Raw genomic sequence first — 15976 nt, 5'->3', positions numbered from 1 at the left:
GTAATCGTCTCTTTCTCTGGCCGCTGCATCGCCGTGCGCTAGCACCTCCCGAATCGGGGGAAAGGACGGGATAGGGGGCGAACAAGGCAGGCTTGCATTGTTAACTGCCTCTAGAACCGCGAGATTGGCAGTCCCTGCAGCCCTACCCCCACCTCTCAGAACCGGTGGGAATGGAAACTTAAGATTTCTCGCCTTCGGCTCGAAATGACAGGTGTTGATCTCGTCTTCGGCTCGAAAGGACAGTCGTATCGCCGGCTCTTCAAGGCCGACGTCTTCCTCCTATAGGCCGACGTCCTTTCCCTCAGCGGCCTAAATCATTCTCTTCATCGCCTATCTTGCTGGCCGCTGCATTGCTGTCTGCAAGACGAAAGGATGGGATAGGGGGCGAGCACAGTCGCCTTGCTTTGTTAACTGCCTCTAGAACCGCGAGATTGGCAGTCCCTGCAGCCCTACCCCCACCTCTCAGAACCGGTGGGAATGGGAACTTAAGATTTCTCGCCTTCGGCTCGAAATGACAGTTGTTTATCTCGACTTCGGCTCGAAATGACAGGTGTCTTCGGCTCGAAAGGACAGACGTCTGTCTAGTCTGTTTGTGTATACGTTTCAAGCGGCCTCCTGCAAATGGTTCAAAAGCGTTGGGCGAAGGGGCTAAGGAGAGGAGGCCAACTTTGGGAAGAGACGGTAGGCGTTTTGGGTGGTTATGGAGGCGACCTGTTCAAGATCGAGGCCGCGCAACGCGGCGAGCTTTTCGGCCACAATGCGCGTGAAGGCAGGCTCGTTGCGCTTGCCCCGATAGGGCACAGGCGCGAGGTAGGGGGCGTCGGTCTCTAAAAGGAGGTGCTCTAGGGCGACACAGGTGGCCGAATCGCGCACGTTGTGTGCTGATGAGAAAGTGAGCGTGCCTCCAAAACCGAGCGCAAGCCCCAGACTTGCGGCCCACCGTGCCTGTTCCGGCGTGCCGCCCCAGCAGTGCATAACGCCGGGCAGAGGGTGGGAGGCGAGCAAGGCCAAGGTCTCTTCGTAGGCCTCTCGGCAATGGATGATGACGGGCAGGTTTAGCTCCTCGGCCAGCCGCAGCTGCGCTTGAAAGGCACGGTACTGCTGTTCGCGTGGCGAGAGATCGCGGTAGAAATCCAGGCCTATCTCTCCAATGGCGACGACTGCATCCGTACAGGCCAACGTGCGGAATCGGGCGGCTATGGCATCGTTCCATGTGGCTGCGTCGTGGGGATGGATGCCGATGGCGGCGTAGAGGGTGCCGGCGTGGGCAAGGCTCAGCCTGAAGGCCTCCTCGCTGCTAGGCGCATCGTAGCCCACCACGATCATCTTGCGAACGTCGGCTGCGATGGCCCGCTCCAGACATTCGGCAAGGTCGTTCCGAAGTCGCTCATGGTTGAGATGGCAGTGCGTGTCAATGAACATGGAGACTATTCTACTTCGTTCCGCGCCCTTTTGCCATTGAGACCGCTTCCCTCCCTTAACATTTGCTATACTGCCCACACGGACAGAACCCTTCGCTGGGTGCTTAACCAAACGAACCAACAGCAAGGCACCTGGAGAGAAACCCTTGTAGGGGTGGGGTTACCCCGCCCTGCATAAGATCGGCGGCTGTGGACTGGAACCTGAAAGAGGGCTATGGGCGTAAGGGAAGTGATCGGCAATTTTGGAAAAGGGGAGGAGAGATGCGAGCACGTTTTGGAATTATCATCGGGTTGGTTTTAGGCATAGCTCTTTATGCAAAAGCCCAGTTGGCACCGCCGCAATTCGTGAAGGTGTCGGTGCAAGCCCCTAAAACCGTGGCCGTTCACCAGACCTTCCGCTTGAAAGTCCAGGTCATCATCGCCCCGCCCTATCATATTCAGGCCAACCCTCCGGCACCGAATTTCATTCCCACCGTTCTCACGGTGAAAACGGCGCCGAGCCTCCACGTGGAGAAAATCCTCTATCCGCCGGCAAAGACCATTCTGTTTTCCGGTCAGAAGATACCGGTCTACGAGGGCACTATTACCATTGAGGCCAAGTTAAAGGCCGACCGGCCCGGCACGTTTCTTCTGCCGATCGTTTTGCGGTATCAGGGCTGCAACGAACGCAACTGCTATCCGCCGACGGAGTTGCAAACCAAGACCAAGATCGTGGTGGGGGCGACGAAAGTCTCTTTGAAAGTGCCGGAACACGGAAGGGGACGCAAATGAGGCGTCTTTTTAGAAGGTTAACCTTTATTGGGCTTCTGGTGAGCGTTGTCGTGCCGGCCTTCGGGCAGCTTGGGGGGCCGGCGCATATCGCCTTTCAAGCGACCCTTGTTCCGCCGGATGTACGGGCCGGTGAGGGCGCCGAGATCGTGTTGACCGCCAAAATAGACCCCGGCTATCATCTCTACTCGCTTACCCAGCCGGAGGGAGGGCCGGTGCGAACGACTATCACGGTGCCTGCCGGAGGCCCGTTCGCTTTTGTAGGAAAGGCGGTGCAACCCCCCTACCGGTCGGTTTTTGACCCCGGATTTCAGATGACCGACCAAGAGTATGAGGGGGCGGTTGCTTTCGGCATACCGGTGAGGCTGCGTTCGGGAATAGCGGGGGCGCAGAAAGCCGTTGTCGAGGTGCACTATCAGCTCTGCACCGATAGAAACTGTCTTATCCCCACCACGGTGTCTGTGCCAATCAGCTTTCACGTGGCTGCAGGCCCCCCACGTCCCGACCATCTACAGCCAATCGCTTCCGTGCCGCCGCAGCCGGCGGGCGCTGTAACAGGCAACTCTCCATCGGCGAATACGACGGGGCGGGCGGCCACGTCGCAGCCGATCAGCGATTCCACCCGCCGCTCTATCGCTTTAGCAGAGCATCGAGGTCTGTTGAGTTTCTTGCTGCTTTCGATAGGGGCCGGGTTCTTGGCGCTGCTTACCCCTTGCGTTTTCCCCATGGTGCCTATCACTGTAAGCTTCTTCTCCAAACGGCGTCAACGGAATGCACGAGAGGGCATTCGCGATGCCCTGGCCTACTGTTTTGGCATTGTGGCGACGTTTACGTTTTTGGGAATTGCGGCGGCGGTGCTTTTTAAGGCCACAGGCATTCGCGCCATTGCCAACAATCCTTTTGTAAACCTTGGTTTGGCCGTTCTGTTCATTGTGCTCGGCATCAATCTCATGGGTGGGTTTGAGATTGCGTTGCCGGCAGGTTTGGCCAACCGCTTTGCTGCGGGCACCCAAAAAACGGGGGTGCTGGGGCCCTTTTTCATGGGGCTTACCTTCACGCTCACCACGTTTACCTGTACGGTGGCTTTTGTCGGCACGTTGTTGGCCGCCGCTGCCGAGGGCGACCTGTTCTATCCTGTTGTGGGGATGTTGGGGTTTAGCGTGGCCTTTGCTCTGCCCTTCTTTCTGCTGGCTCTTTTCCCGCAGTACATCGCCAGGTTGCCGCATTCCGGCTCGTGGCTTACCACCGTAAAAGCCTATTTGGGCTTTGTGGAGTTGGCTGCTGCCGTGAAGTTTCTATCGAATGCCGACCTCGTATGGAGTTTGGGGTGGCTGACCCGCCCCGTTTTCTTGGCGATTTGGGCAGCCATCGCGCTGATTGCCGGCTGCTATCTGATGGGGTGGTTGCTTCTTCCCCACGATACCACCGCCACGGTGGGCAAGGTTCGACGCGGCTTCGGTTTGCTCACCCTGGTGGCCTGTATCTACCTCTACGCCGGAATCAATCACGCTCCGCTGGGTACGCTGGCCGCCTTTTTACCTCCCGACCCCTATCCGGGACAGGCGGAAACGGCGAGCGGGGGGCTAACCTGGTTACATAGCTATGCCCAGGCGCTGGCCCTCGCCAAGCAAGAAAATCGCCCCGTGTTCATCAACTTCACCGGCGTCAACTGCACAAACTGCAGGGATATGGAGCAGAATGTGTTTCCCCGCCCGGAGGTGGCTGCCGAACTGCGGAAGTTCGTTCTCGTGGAGCTTTACACGGATCGGGACAGGCCCGAAGACCATCAGAACGCCCAACTGCTTCAGAAGCTTGCCGGTGTTGCGACCCTGCCGACCTATGTTGTCGTAGGCCCAGACGGCCAGGTGCGCGCCGTTTTGCAGGATAGAAGGCCTCCTCAGGTTTTCTTGCGGTTCTTGGAGGCCCACGATAGTTAAGCGGCTGCAAGGCATAGTTCGTCGTGGTGAGGTACAATTTCTAAAGCTTGCGGGAGCTTGGAGTAGGGGGAATGAACTCTAGATTGCCGGAGTGGTTGAAGAAGCGGGTGCCCAGCCCGGAGACGGTGGCGTTGGTGGAGCGAATGATGCGCGAAAGCCGCCTCCACACGGTTTGTGAGAGCGCCCGCTGCCCTAACTTGGGCGAGTGTTGGTCGAAGAAAACCGCCACCTTCATGATCCTTGGCGACATTTGCACGCGCAACTGTGGTTTTTGTGCCATTAAAGTAGGCCGACCTCTGCAGGTAGATGCGGAAGAGCCGAGGCGGCTTGCTGAAACGGCGAAGGCGATGGGGTTGAAGCATGTGGTGGTGACCTCGGTGGCACGGGACGATCTGCCCGATGAGGGCGCCGGCCATTTCGCCGACACCATTCGGGCGCTTCGTGAGGTTATTCCGGGCGTTATTGTGGAGGTGCTTACCCCCGATTTCAAGGGCAAGGTGTGGTGCATTCGGAAGGTTGTAGAGGCCAAGCCCGACATCTACAACCACAATATCGAGACGGTGGAGCGCCTTTCTCCCATCGTGAGGCCACAGGCCAAGTATCGGCGCACCCTCGAAGTGCTGCGCACGGTGAAACGGCTTGATCCATCCATCCATACCAAATCGGGGTTGATGCTGGGTTTAGGCGAAACCCATGAAGAGGTCGTGCAAACCCTGCGCGATCTTCGGGAGGTAGGCGTAAGCGCGGTGACCATCGGGCAGTATCTGCGACCAACGACGACGCGCCATCTGCCGGTGGTGGAGTATGTGCATCCCGATCGGTTTGCGGAGTATGAGCGCATCGGAAAAGAGATGGGTTTTCTGTTTGTGGCCTCGGCACCGTTTGTGCGTTCCTCCTACAACGCCCAGGCCTTTTCCGAGCAGCTGCTTGCCGAGCGGCTTGCTCGCGTGGGCCAAGAGGAGCCTTCGTCGCCTGAAAAGCCCCTGCCTGCTATGGTCTAAGAGCGCCTTTAGCAGGAAATTTGCCAAAAACGTTAAATTATTTGTAAAGACACACGGAACGCCTCTTTTACCGGTGGAGAGTGGAGGAAGGGAAGAGGCTGTTTTTGTTTCGCGACTAAGGGCCAAAAGCTTAGAGAGGAGGTAGCGGCTACAAGGCCGCACTATAAGGATGTCTATGAAACAACATGGCTACTATCGTTTCCCCACCATACACAACCATCGCGTGGTGTTTGTATCGGAAGACGATCTGTGGTGCGTCCCCACCGAGGGTGGAACGGCACAGCGGTTGACGGCGAACCTCGCCGCAATGAGCTTTCCCTGCTTCTCGCCAGACGGCAAGAAATTGGCCTTTACCGGTCGTGAGGAGGGGCACAATGAGGTCTATGTGATGGATAGCGAGGGCGGCCCTCTGCAACGTCTCACCTATCTTGGCGTGACAAGCACGGTTCTGGGATGGACGCCGGACGGGCAGAAGGTGCTCTTCGCTACCGATAGCGGACGCCCCTTCGACCGCATCGGTTTTGTTCAGGCGGTTGGCCTGGACGGCGGCCTGCCGGAGCCGTTTCCGGTGGGACATGCGGTGAGCCTCTCCCTAGCGCCCGATGGGCGTGTGGTGCTGGCACGAAACAACAACGACCCGGCCCGATGGAAACGCTATCGCGGCGGCACTGCCGGAGACATCTGGATTGACGCCAATGGCGACGGCAATTTTCGACGGCTTCTGACGTTGGACGGAAATCTCACCTGCCCGATGTGGGTGGGCGACCGCATCTACTTTCTTTCAGACCATGAAGGGGTAGGCAATCTCTACTCCTGCACGGTGGCCGGCGAGGACTTACAGCGCCATACCGACCATAAAGATTTTTACGTGCGCTTTCCTAAAACCGACGGAAAGCGAATCGTCTACCAAGCGGGGGCCGATCTCTATGTGTACGATCCGAAAGAGGATCGCTCTCGGAAAATCGCCATTACCTACGGCAGCCCACGGGTGCAGCGCCAGCGCAAGTTCGTGGAGATCATGGACTATCTGGAGAGTTATGAGCCGCATCCCAGCAAGGAACAGGTGGCTTTAACGGGGCGCGGGAAGAGCTTCACTCTGGGCTGCTTTGAAGGGCCGGTGACGGCGCAAGAGAACGCCAAGGGGGCGGTAAGACTGCGTCTCGCCCGTTGGCTTAACGACGGAGAGCGTGTGGTGGTGGTGGCCAATGTGGAGGGCCGTGAGGTTTTGGAGGTTCATCATACGCTCGAATTGGAGCCGGTTAAGCGCTTCGATACGCTCGATATCGGTCGGCCCTATGAGATGATCGTCGCCCCGAAAGAGGATGTGGTGGCTATTGCCAACCATCGTAACGAACTGCTCTGTGTGAACTTGGAGGACGGCACGCTGACTCGCTGCGATCGCAGCGACTATGGGGCGGTGCGCGGGATGGATTGGTCACCGGACGGCAAGTGGTTGGCCTACGGGCTGCCCATTAGCCCTTACCGTAGCGCTATTCGGCTTTGGAATAGAGAGGAGAACACCGTTCACGATGTCACCGACCCCGCGCTTGCCGATAGCAACCCCTCGTTCGACCCGGATGGCAAGTTCCTCTACTTTATCAGTGCACGGGAGTTTACGCCAATACCGGATACGCTTCAGTTCGAGCTGAGCTTTCCGAAAGGCATGCGCCCCTACCTGGTGACGCTACAGGCCGATAGGCTCTCGCCTTTTTGGGAGCCACTTGCAGAGCCTGAAGAGAAAAAGGGGGAGACGAAAGAGACCGGGGAACCCTCCTCCGAGCCGCCCGCCCCGCTGCGCATAGACCTAGAGGGCATTCAAACGCGCGTTATTCCCTTCCCCGTGCCGGAAGGCATTTACGGAACGATAGCCGGCATTGCCGGCAAGGTGCTTTTTCTCAGCTATCCGGCGGTTGGCGAGGAGCTGCCCGATTCTGAAGAGCGCACCGGTTCGCTCGAGTGTTACGATTTCAAAACGCTAAAGAAGGAGACCCTGTTAGGAGGGGTAAAGAGCTTTCGGCTGTCACGCGATAGGAAGCGGGTTTTGGTGCATACCCAAAAATCGCTTCGGCTACTGAAGGCGGGCGAGAAGCCAGATGAGAAGGCGGGCGCAGAACCCGGGCGACAGAGTGGCATTCTTGTCTTAAATCGCGTGAAGTTGGAGGTAGACCCGCCCACGGAGTGGCGCCAGATGCTGCGCGAGGCATGGCAGCTGCAGAAAGAGTTCTTCTGGACGGAAGACCTTTCTGGAGTGGATTGGGATCGGGTGTGGGAGCGCTATGCGCCTCTGGTGGATCGGGTGGGAACGCGCGGCGAGCTTTCCGACCTCATCTGGGAGATGCAGGGGGAGCTTGGAACGTCGCACGCCTATGAGTTCGGCGGCGACTACCGCAAAGGGCCGGAGTATCCCATCGGGTTTCTCGGAGCCGACTTTCGTTACGACCCCGAACACGACGCCTACCGCATCGTGCACATTATACGAGGAACGGCGGGCGATCCAAAGCATGACTCTCCTTTGCGAGCGAGCGGCGTGAATGTTCGTGAGGGCGACCTCCTGATAGCGATAGATGGGCAGCGTTTGAGTGCGCAGCTTCAGCCCAACCAGGCGCTTGTGCATCGGGCCGATAGCGATGTGGTGCTCACGGTGCAGAATACCGATGGCGAACGGCGGAATGTGCGCGTGCGCACACTGCGTTCCGAGTTTCCGGCTCGGTATCGGGAGTGGGTAGAGAACAATCGCCGGCGAGTTCATGAGGCCACGGATGGGCGGGTGGGCTATGTGCACATCCCCGACATGGGTTTGCGGGGCTTCGCGGAGTTCCATCGGCTCTATTTGGTGGAGGTAGAGAGAGACGGGCTTATTGTGGACGTCCGTTTTAACCGAGGGGGGTTCGTGTCGCAACTCATCATCGAGAAGCTGGCCCGCAAACGCATTGGGTATGACCTGCAGCGTTGGGGGGCGCCGGAGCCTTATCCCCAACACTCGGTTGCCGGCCCCATGGTGGCGCTTACCAACCAATGGGCAGGCTCGGATGGCGATATTTTCAGCCATGTGTTCAAGCTCATGAAGTTAGGGCCGCTGATCGGAAAGCGAACCTGGGGAGGCGTGATAGGCATTTGGCCACGCATGCCTTTGGCGGACGGCACGATCACCACCCAACCGGAGTTTTCGTTCTGGTTTCAGGATGTGGGCTGGCGTGTGGAAAACTACGGTACCGACCCCGACATCGAGGTGGATGTTACCCCGCAAGACTACGCACAGGGCAAAGACCCTCAACTGGAGAGAGGGATCGAGGTGATATTGAAACGTCTTGAAGAATCGCCTCCGGTTCGCCCCGAGTTCAAGGACAAACCGAAGCTGCCGTTGCCCTCTTAAAGCGATGGCCCGATTCCTGAGGAAGCGGGCCTAGGGGGAAACAATGTTGAGTCGCAGGGAGTTTATAGCAGGTGCTGCCGTCTTGGACGGTGCGTTCAAGGTGGCACCGACATTTCGGTGTTGGTGGGGATTGAAACGATAGAGCAGGGGGCCGAAGACGAACGGGTGCGGAGCAGTTTTGTGGAGGGCAAACTGGCATCGGGAGAGTGGCAGACGCTCTGTATGGGAAGCGGCATTGGGCACAAACATACCCAACCTACCGCGCCTTTAACCGTTGTGGAGGCGCGATTAAATGTCCTCAGCAGCGATGACACCCCATTAATTCGCCGCTTCGCGCTGTTTGGTAAAGCCGTGTAGGATGTTCGGCTTCGTTGGCTCTTTCAATCGCGCACGGTTACGTCCCATATCACCTCGCGCAGGCCGGGCTGCTGCCGGATGATGTGGGTGATGTGCTCCATTTCGGCGTGAAGGTCAATATCGGGATGGTTGCGAAGGTGCCTCAGAACGCCGGTAAAATGAACGGTTCCCCCGATCACATGGATGTTGAGCATCGAAGCATCCACATAGCGCCGGTTCACCAAGGCGCGAACTCGCATCATCGCTTCTTTATTAACAGCAGGCATAAGAACCCTCCTTTCGGGTCTTCGCCTACGCATCGGCAACGCGCAGTGAATATTTCGCAACCAAGGCTGCTCGTTCCTTCTTGCTTTTGAGAAGAGGAGATAAAGCATGTCTATTTTGAATTGTTTTGGGCAGCCGGTAGGGGAAGAGGTACCCGATTGGTGTCCGCGCCCGCGTCCCGAACGGGTGTCGTTGATAGGGCGATTCTGTTCTCTAGAACCGCTTCATGTACAGCGGCACGCGGAGGCTCTTTTTGAGGCCAACCGGCTCGATGCCCAAGGGGCTTTGTGGACTTACCTTCCCTACGGCCCTTTTGAGAATCTGCCGGACTATGCGCGGTGGGTGGAGGAGGTAAGCCATACAGAGGACCCGCTCTTTTTTGCCATTGTAGAGAGGGCTTTTGGACGAGCGACAGGGGTGGCTGCCTTTTCGCGAATCGAACCGGAACACGGCCGCATTGAAGTGGGCCATCTCTGCTATTCTCCTTTGCTGCAGAACCGCCCTGCAGGAACCGAGGCGATGTTTTTGATGATGCAGCATGTTTTTGACGAGCTTGGGTATCGGCGGTACGAATGGAAGTGTGACGCCCTTAATGAACCCTCACGCAAAGCGGCACAACGCCTCGGCTTTTCGTTTGAGGGCATTTTTCGGCAAGACCGAGTGGTGAAGGGGCGCAATAGAGATACGGCCTGGTACGCGGTGATAGATAGGGAGTGGCCGGCGCTGAAAGCGGCGTATGAACGTTGGTTAAGCCCCGATAACTTCGGCGCAGATGGGGTTCAGAAGGAGCGGCTTTCGTTGCTGACGGCTCCCTTGTTGCGGCAGGAGATACGATATCGCTCTGAATAGTTGCGGCGAAACGGTCTTAATGCAGCAGAACATCGAGGAGCACGAAACCGAAGAGGGTCACGCTTACCCAGCCGTTGAGAGTGAAGAAGGCCAAATTTACACGACGTATGTCGTCTGGTTTTACCAAACTCTGTTCATAGAAGATGAGGGCGGCCACTAAGGCCAGTCCTAGAAAGTAGAGGAGATGTAGGTGACAGAGGCGGCCTACCAGGAACAAGAGCAGAATCATGATGGTGTGCATAAGTCGGGAAACCGTGAGGGCACCGGCCTTACCGATGCGTTTTGGCAGAGAGTAAAGCGGGGCTTGAAGATCAAAGTCGTAGTCTTGCAGGGCATAGATAATATCGAAGCCACCAATCCAGAGCATTACCGTGAGCCATAGGAGAATAGGCGGCCATGCGAAGGAACCGGTTACGGCCAGCCATGCGCCGATGGGGGCGATGCCGGTGGCCATACCCAGAAAAAAGTGGCAGAGGGCGGTAAAACGCTTGGTATAAGAGTATCCGAGGGCGAAGACAAGGGCCACAGGGGAGAGCATAAGGCAAAGGCGGTTGAGCTGTGCGGCCGATAGCACGAAAAGCCCTACCGAGCATAGAAGAAAGACGGTGACTTGGGTGCGTGAAAGCAGGCCTTTCGGTAGATGTCGATTGGCCGTGCGCGGGTTTTGGGCATCGAAGTCGGCATCCACAAGCCGATTAAAGGCCATGGCCGCGCTGCGGGCGCCCACCATGGCGACCAGAATCCATAGGATGGTATGCGGTGTTAGGCCGGCCCGGGTTTGGTGGGCGGCCAGCAGCATGCCGATAAGCGCAAACGGCAGCGCAAAGATGGTGTGTTCAAACTTTACGAGTTCAAGGTAGAGCTTGGCGCGTTGGAAAAGAGCGGCCATCTTGTAACTACTCCTCCACGAACTGCCATTGGGGCACGATCTCTTGTTCAATGCCGAGCTGCTGGAGGATGCGCGCCACCACAAAGTCGGCAAGCTCCTCCACGGTTTTCGGGTGGTGGTAGAAGCCGGGTGCCGCCGGCAAAACCACCGCGCCCGCCTCGGCCAACTGGGTAAAGGTGCGTAGATGAATGAGCGACCAGGGCGTTTCGCGCGGCACCAGAACGAGCTTGCGCCGCTCTTTAAGGCACACATCGGCGGCACGGGTAAGCAGGTCATCGCTAATACCGTGGGCGATGCGTGCTGCCGTTCCCATGGAGCAGGGCACGATGACCATGCCATCGTGGCGAAAAGAGCCGCTTGCCGGTGGGCTAAAGTAGTCTTTAGGGGTAAGCAGCTGCAGCGCTTCAGGGGAGGCTTTTGGGAAGAGCGACGCAAAGTCTTGCGCGTTGGAGAAATGAAGTCCCATCTCTACAGCCATTACCTGACGCGCCTGCTCTGAGAGAATAACGTAGATCGTCTCATAGCGGCGGACGGCCTCACAGAGAAAGCGATAGGCGTAGATGGCGCCACTTGCCCCGGTGATTCCCACGACAAGCCTTTTGGTGGAGAGCGTTGGGTTCACTTGGTGGCACCACCCCGCAGACGCTGATAGAGTTCACGCGCACGTTGAGGGTCGCATCCAAGAAAGGCGCGCACGATGCGTTGCCCTCCTTTACGATGTGCGATGGTTCGGATAGCCTCACAGAGGAGGATGCGGTCGTGCAGAACAAGCCGACGTTCGCAGTCCTCACAGGTAAACAGCGAGCGCGAGGCCACGATGCCGGCGGGGTCTCGACGTATGGGGTCGAGTGCCCGCACGGTGCCTGTGTAGAGAGCCACATAGGTGTAGGGATAGGGGTAGCTTCGCCCCGGTAGTTTTTCCGTGCACTCGATGCGAATGCCGGCAAATAGCTCGAAATCCGGGTTGAGATGGGCGCAGGCCTCCTCATAAGCTTCCCGCAGCATCGCCTGATCGAGCGTCTCTTCCGGTTCAAGCCGCCCGCCCGGAAACCCAAACACGCCGCGCCGGTCGCAGACTACAAGCACACGGCCTCCGTGAAACGCCACAAAATGTACCGAGGTGATGGGGGCGTCCGTGGGCAGTTGACAGCAGGAAAATGCGGTGAGGCGTACCGGTTGTGCTCCCCACTTGGTCTCGATTTCAAAAAGGGTTCTTTTCTCCTCCATACTTAAAGTCCTAATTTGGGCCAGAGCGCGTCTATCTGCTCTTTTATCTCGCGGTTCATCTCTATGACATCGGGCCATTCGCGGTGGAACCCTTCCAGAGGTCCCTTGCGCGTGCAGTCGAACCCGATTTTCGAGCCGAACCCTAAAGCGCGGGAGGCATGGTCGAGAACGTCCACCGGCCCGCGCACGAGGCACATATCGCGCTCGGGGTCTATGTTGTTGCCGATTCTCCAAAGGCATTCGCTAAGGTCTTGCACATTAACATCGGCATCGAAGACGAAGATCATCTTCGTGAACATGGCCTGACCAAGCCCCCAAAGGGCATGCATCACCTTGAATGCGTGCCCAGGATAGCGTTTGCGGATGGAAACAAGGGCTATGTTATGAAATACGCCTTCCACAGGCAGGTTGATGTCAACGATTTCCGGCAGGTTGAGGCGCAGTAAAGGCAAGAAAAGGCGCTCTGTGGCCTTTCCCAGCCAGGCATCCTCTTTGGGGGGGCGTCCGACGATGGTGCACGGATAGACCGGGTTTCTTCGATGTGTAATGGCGGTTACGTGAAACACCGGATAGAGGTCGGCCAAAGAGTAGTAGCCGGTATGGTCTCCGAAAGGACCTTCCATGCGCCTCTCTTGGGGGTCTATCCAACCCTCGATCACGATCTCTGCATCTTCGGGCACCTCGAGGTCCACAGTTTTTGCGGGCACTAAGGTAACCGGCTTTTTTCGGAGGAACCCGGCAAAAAGAAGCTCATCGAGGCCAGGAGGGAGGGGTGCTGTGGCCGCATAGGTGAGGGCCGGGTCTCCTCCAAGCACCACAGCTACCTGAATGGGTCGGTTCTGCTTGGCGGCGGCGCTTTCGTGCTCTGCCCCCACTTTGTGAATCTGCCAGTGCATACCTGTGGTGCAGCGGTCGTAAACCTGCACGCGATACATGCCCACGTTGCGGCGGCCTGTTTGCGGGTCGTGGGTGAAAACCAGCGGCAGGGTAATGGTGCGCCCTCCATCTTGAGGCCAGCAGTGCAGAATAGGGAGGCGAAAAAGGTCTACCTGATCGCCTGTCATGACGACCTCTTGGCAGCGCCCCGGCCCTTTGGCATGGCGAGGCGGAATTTTGGCCAGCACGCCCAGCTTGGGGGCAAGCTCTCGAATGGCCTGCAACTTGCCGCCAGGTATTTCCGTTTTTAGGAGGGCTTCGATCTCGCAGGCGATATCCTCCAGATCATCGGCTCCTAGCGCCAACGACATACGCTTTCGCGAGCCAAAAACGTTGATCGCCACCGGAATATCGCTGCCGACGGGGTGTTCGATGAGCAGCGCGGGGCCCCCACCCGGTTGGCGCATAACGCGATCGGCCACCTCGGTGATCTGTAGGTAGGGATCGAGAGGCTCTTTGATGCGTTTAAGTTCGCCCATCCTTTCAAGGCAGGCAAGAAAATCTTGAAAATCGGTGTAGGCCACTCTCTATCCCCCTTATATGTCAGTCGCCAATGTTATATACGTTTATCGAAATTATACCCTGCCCTCTTATTCGGACTTTTTAGAGGGAAATTCGCGTTTGAAGCAGAAATAACATGATAAATGGGCGGCCAAACTCCATTGTTCTTATAAAAAGGTGAACTTCCGAATGTCGGCAGAAGATAGTTTTAAACAATTTCTTGAGCGGCACCTCGCCGTCATCGAACCTCTCTCTCGCGAGGCTGCATTAGCCTCTTGGGAGATGCAGACAACAGGTAGCCGAGAGGCTGCGGAACGTGCACGCAAACTGCGCACAGAGTTGGCGCTGATCTACGCCGATAAAGAGACCTATCGCTATCTCAAAGAGCTGCCGGTAGAGACGCTATCCGATCCGCTTCTAAAGCGTCAGCATAGGCTGCTCCTTCATGCCTATCTCAGTCGTCAAGGCGATGAGGAGATTCTGAAGGAGATCGTGGCGTTAGAAGTGGAGATAGCGGATACCTATAACCACTATCGGGCGCAACTGCGTGGGAAAGAGGTGAGTGATAACGAGTTAGATCAGATTCTGGTTCAATCGCGAGATGAGGCGCTTCGCAAGGAGGCTTGGGAGGCCAGCAAACAGGTCGGCGCTGTGGTGGCCGATCGGGTTCGCCGGCTGGCAGCACTCCGCAACCAAGAGGCTCAGAAGCTAGGCTATCCAAACTACTACGCTTTGCGAATCGAGCTACAGGAGCTGGATTTGCAACGGCTCGATGCGTTAATGGAGGAGCTAACCCGTATTTCCGAACCGCTTTGGAACCTCTATCGCGACTCGCTCGACGGGCAGTTGGCAGAGCGTTACGGTGTTAGCCCCGATGCGATTCGTCCGTGGCACCATGCGAATCGCTTCTTTCAAGCGCCGGAGCCTAGCGGTTTGAACTTAGACCCCTATTTTGCCGACAAGAACCTGGAGGCGATTACGGCGCGCTTTTATGCCGATATCGGGCTTCCTATTGAAGACATTTTGGAGCGTTCCGATCTCTATGAACGCGTGGGGAAATGCCAGCACGCTTTCTGTACGGATATCGATCGGCGCGGCGACATTCGGGTGTTATGCAACTGCCGCCCCAATGCCCGCTGGATGAACACCATGTTGCACGAATTCGGCCACGCCGCCTACGATAAATATATCTCTCCGGAGCTACCCTACCTATTGCGACGCCCCGCACACACCATGACCACCGAAGCCATGGCGTTGTGGGCGGGGAGCAGAACCCATCAGCCGGAGTGGCTTACGGCCTATGCCGATGTGCCGGCGCAGACGGCGGAGGCCATAGGCCAGAGTGCGCGCATCTATGAGGCTCAGAGCCTTTTGGTGTTTATGCGTTGGTGCTTGGTAATGTATCGCTTTGAGCAGGCCCTTTATGCGAACCCGGATGGCGATCTCAACACGCTTTGGTGGGATTTAGTAGAGCGGTATCAGCGCGTAAAGCGACCTGAGGAGCGCGACGCGCCGGACTGGGCAGCAAAAATTCATATCGCCACCGCCTCCGTTTACTATCATAACTACCTTTTAGGGCATCTTATCGCAGCGCAGGTGGCGAGACGGCTGGAGGAGCTGGGCTGTGCTCGTGCATTCACACCGGCATTAGGTACCTACCTACGAGAGAGGCTCTTTGCGCCGGGGGCGCTCTGGCCATGGGAAGAGTGGCTTCAGAAGGCGACGGGTGAACCCCTGAATCCTCGCTATTTTGTGCAACAGTTGCAGGAGGCTATTCAAAGTTGAAGATCACGCAGATAAGCACCTTTCTCACGGAGCCGCGCTGGGTTTTTGTGAAGGTCACCACGGATGAAGGAGTGGAAGGGTGGGGGGAGTGCTTGGGCGATAAGGCCTTTGTGGTGGCCGAGGCGGTCCGCAGTTATGAACATGCGCTTATCGGTCAAGACCCCTTCCGCATTACCCATCATTGGCAGAGCCTTTATCGAGGAGCTTTTTGGCGGGGTGGGCCTATCCTTTGCGCGGCCATTTCGGGCCTTGAAATGGCCTTGTGGGATATTTTGGGAAAGGCGCTGAACGCGCCGATTTGGCAGCTGCTTGGGGGAGCTGTGCGTGATAGGATACGCATGTATAGTCGGCCGCATGGCGCAACGCCGGAGCAGTTGGCGCAGAGCGCAAAAGAGGTGGTTGCGCGTGGGTACACCGCCATGAAGTTCTGCCCCTTTGAAAAGGTGCATGTGCTCGACCACTATCAGCTGGTGGAAGAGGCCGCAGCGCGTGTTCAAGCGGTGCGCGAAGCCGTAGGGAGCGGCGTGGATATTTTGCTGGACTTTCATGGACGGGTAAGCCCGGCCATGGCCGTGCAGATGGAGGAGGCCATGCGTCCCTATCATCCGCTTTTCATCGAGGAGCCTGTTTTACCGGAAAATGTGGATGCTTTAGCTCGTGTGGCCGCG

At 57.5% G+C, this 15976-nt stretch carries 14 protein-coding genes; 8 read left to right on the top strand and 6 right to left on the bottom strand.

What is annotated here, in order from left to right; all coding sequences use genetic code 11:
• Nucleotides 1-648: 648 nt before the first annotated feature.
• On the bottom strand, nucleotides 649-1422 hold the full coding sequence (locus VKV18_RS12055) for a TatD family hydrolase (RefSeq protein WP_324204451.1): 774 nt from the start codon (nucleotides 1420-1422) through the stop codon (nucleotides 649-651).
• A gap of 260 nt (nucleotides 1423-1682) precedes the next feature.
• Here VKV18_RS12055 and VKV18_RS12050 point away from each other — a divergent pair, with 260 nt between their 5' ends.
• The 5 genes from VKV18_RS12050 (at nucleotide 1683) to VKV18_RS12030 (ending at nucleotide 8857) form a co-directional block, all read left to right on the top strand.
• Nucleotides 1683-2192, top strand: coding sequence for a protein-disulfide reductase DsbD domain-containing protein (locus VKV18_RS12050; protein WP_324204450.1), 510 nt, complete (start codon nucleotides 1683-1685; stop codon nucleotides 2190-2192).
• Nucleotides 2189-4126, top strand: a complete 1938-nt coding sequence (locus tag VKV18_RS12045) for a protein-disulfide reductase DsbD family protein (RefSeq protein ID WP_324204449.1) — start codon at nucleotides 2189-2191, stop codon at nucleotides 4124-4126. Before VKV18_RS12050 ends, VKV18_RS12045 begins: the two co-directional genes overlap by 4 nt.
• 71 nt (nucleotides 4127-4197) lie before the next feature.
• On the top strand, nucleotides 4198-5127 hold the full coding sequence (lipA, locus tag VKV18_RS12040) for a lipoyl synthase (RefSeq protein WP_324204448.1): 930 nt from the start codon (nucleotides 4198-4200) through the stop codon (nucleotides 5125-5127).
• 175 nt (nucleotides 5128-5302) lie between these two features.
• Nucleotides 5303-8500, top strand: coding sequence for a S41 family peptidase (locus VKV18_RS12035; RefSeq protein WP_324204447.1), 3198 nt, complete (start codon nucleotides 5303-5305; stop codon nucleotides 8498-8500).
• A gap of 117 nt (nucleotides 8501-8617) precedes the next feature.
• Nucleotides 8618-8857: a hypothetical protein gene (locus VKV18_RS12030; RefSeq protein ID WP_324204446.1), complete on the top strand. Its 240-nt coding sequence runs from the start codon at nucleotides 8618-8620 to the stop codon at nucleotides 8855-8857.
• A 23-nt stretch (nucleotides 8858-8880) separates the two neighbouring features.
• On the opposite strand, the gene VKV18_RS12025 is transcribed toward VKV18_RS12030, so the two are convergent.
• On the bottom strand, nucleotides 8881-9123 hold the full coding sequence (locus VKV18_RS12025; protein WP_324204445.1) for a hypothetical protein: 243 nt from the start codon (nucleotides 9121-9123) through the stop codon (nucleotides 8881-8883).
• Between the two features lie 106 nt (nucleotides 9124-9229).
• On the opposite strand from VKV18_RS12025, the gene VKV18_RS12020 reads away from it, so the two are divergent.
• On the top strand, nucleotides 9230-9970 hold the full coding sequence (locus VKV18_RS12020; RefSeq protein ID WP_324204444.1) for a GNAT family protein: 741 nt from the start codon (nucleotides 9230-9232) through the stop codon (nucleotides 9968-9970).
• Between the two features lie 16 nt (nucleotides 9971-9986).
• Here VKV18_RS12020 and VKV18_RS12015 read toward each other — a convergent pair whose 3' ends face one another.
• From VKV18_RS12015 to VKV18_RS12000, 4 genes are read right to left on the bottom strand one after another with little or no spacing between them, the layout of a single operon-like run.
• Nucleotides 9987-10859: a UbiA-like polyprenyltransferase gene (locus VKV18_RS12015; protein ID WP_324204443.1), complete on the bottom strand. Its 873-nt coding sequence runs from the start codon at nucleotides 10857-10859 to the stop codon at nucleotides 9987-9989.
• A 7-nt stretch (nucleotides 10860-10866) separates the two neighbouring features.
• Nucleotides 10867-11481, bottom strand: coding sequence for a flavin prenyltransferase UbiX (locus VKV18_RS12010; protein ID WP_324204442.1), 615 nt, complete (start codon nucleotides 11479-11481; stop codon nucleotides 10867-10869).
• Nucleotides 11478-12086, bottom strand: coding sequence for an NUDIX hydrolase (locus VKV18_RS12005; protein ID WP_324204441.1), 609 nt, complete (start codon nucleotides 12084-12086; stop codon nucleotides 11478-11480). Before VKV18_RS12005 ends, VKV18_RS12010 begins: the two co-directional genes overlap by 4 nt.
• A 2-nt stretch (nucleotides 12087-12088) precedes the next feature.
• Entirely contained in the window at nucleotides 12089-13546 is a 1458-nt protein-coding gene (locus VKV18_RS12000) for a menaquinone biosynthesis decarboxylase (RefSeq protein WP_324204440.1), read from the bottom strand.
• A 166-nt stretch (nucleotides 13547-13712) separates the two neighbouring features.
• On the opposite strand from VKV18_RS12000, the gene VKV18_RS11995 reads away from it, so the two are divergent.
• Complete coding sequence (locus VKV18_RS11995; RefSeq protein WP_324204439.1) at nucleotides 13713-15308, top strand: M2 family metallopeptidase; 1596 nt, start codon at nucleotides 13713-13715, stop codon at nucleotides 15306-15308.
• The coding region (locus VKV18_RS11990; RefSeq protein ID WP_324204438.1) for an enolase C-terminal domain-like protein at nucleotides 15305-15976 on the top strand (672 nt) is incomplete at its 3' end. The genes VKV18_RS11995 and VKV18_RS11990, both read left to right, overlap by 4 nt.

The organism is Chthonomonas sp. (genome assembly GCF_035294505.1).
Classification (GTDB): Bacteria; Armatimonadota; Chthonomonadetes; order Chthonomonadales; family Chthonomonadaceae; genus Chthonomonas.
Note: the sequence above shows the minus strand (reverse complement) of the source record. Positions and strands in the feature narration are given on the sequence as shown.

Coding starts and splice junctions, on each gene's coding strand:
- VKV18_RS12055 (WP_324204451.1), bottom strand. CDS start 1,422: ATGTTCATTGACACGCACTGCCATCTCAACCATGAGCGACTTCGGAAC.
- VKV18_RS12050 (WP_324204450.1), top strand. CDS start 1,683: ATGCGAGCACGTTTTGGAATTATCATCGGGTTGGTTTTAGGCATAGCT.
- VKV18_RS12045 (WP_324204449.1), top strand. CDS start 2,189: ATGAGGCGTCTTTTTAGAAGGTTAACCTTTATTGGGCTTCTGGTGAGC.
- lipA (WP_324204448.1), top strand. CDS start 4,198: ATGAACTCTAGATTGCCGGAGTGGTTGAAGAAGCGGGTGCCCAGCCCG.
- VKV18_RS12035 (WP_324204447.1), top strand. CDS start 5,303: ATGAAACAACATGGCTACTATCGTTTCCCCACCATACACAACCATCGC.
- VKV18_RS12025 (WP_324204445.1), bottom strand. CDS start 9,123: ATGCCTGCTGTTAATAAAGAAGCGATGATGCGAGTTCGCGCCTTGGTG.
- VKV18_RS12020 (WP_324204444.1), top strand. CDS start 9,230: ATGTCTATTTTGAATTGTTTTGGGCAGCCGGTAGGGGAAGAGGTACCC.
- VKV18_RS12015 (WP_324204443.1), bottom strand. CDS start 10,859: ATGGCCGCTCTTTTCCAACGCGCCAAGCTCTACCTTGAACTCGTAAAG.
- VKV18_RS12005 (WP_324204441.1), bottom strand. CDS start 12,086: ATGGAGGAGAAAAGAACCCTTTTTGAAATCGAGACCAAGTGGGGAGCA.
- VKV18_RS11995 (WP_324204439.1), top strand. CDS start 13,713: ATGTCGGCAGAAGATAGTTTTAAACAATTTCTTGAGCGGCACCTCGCC.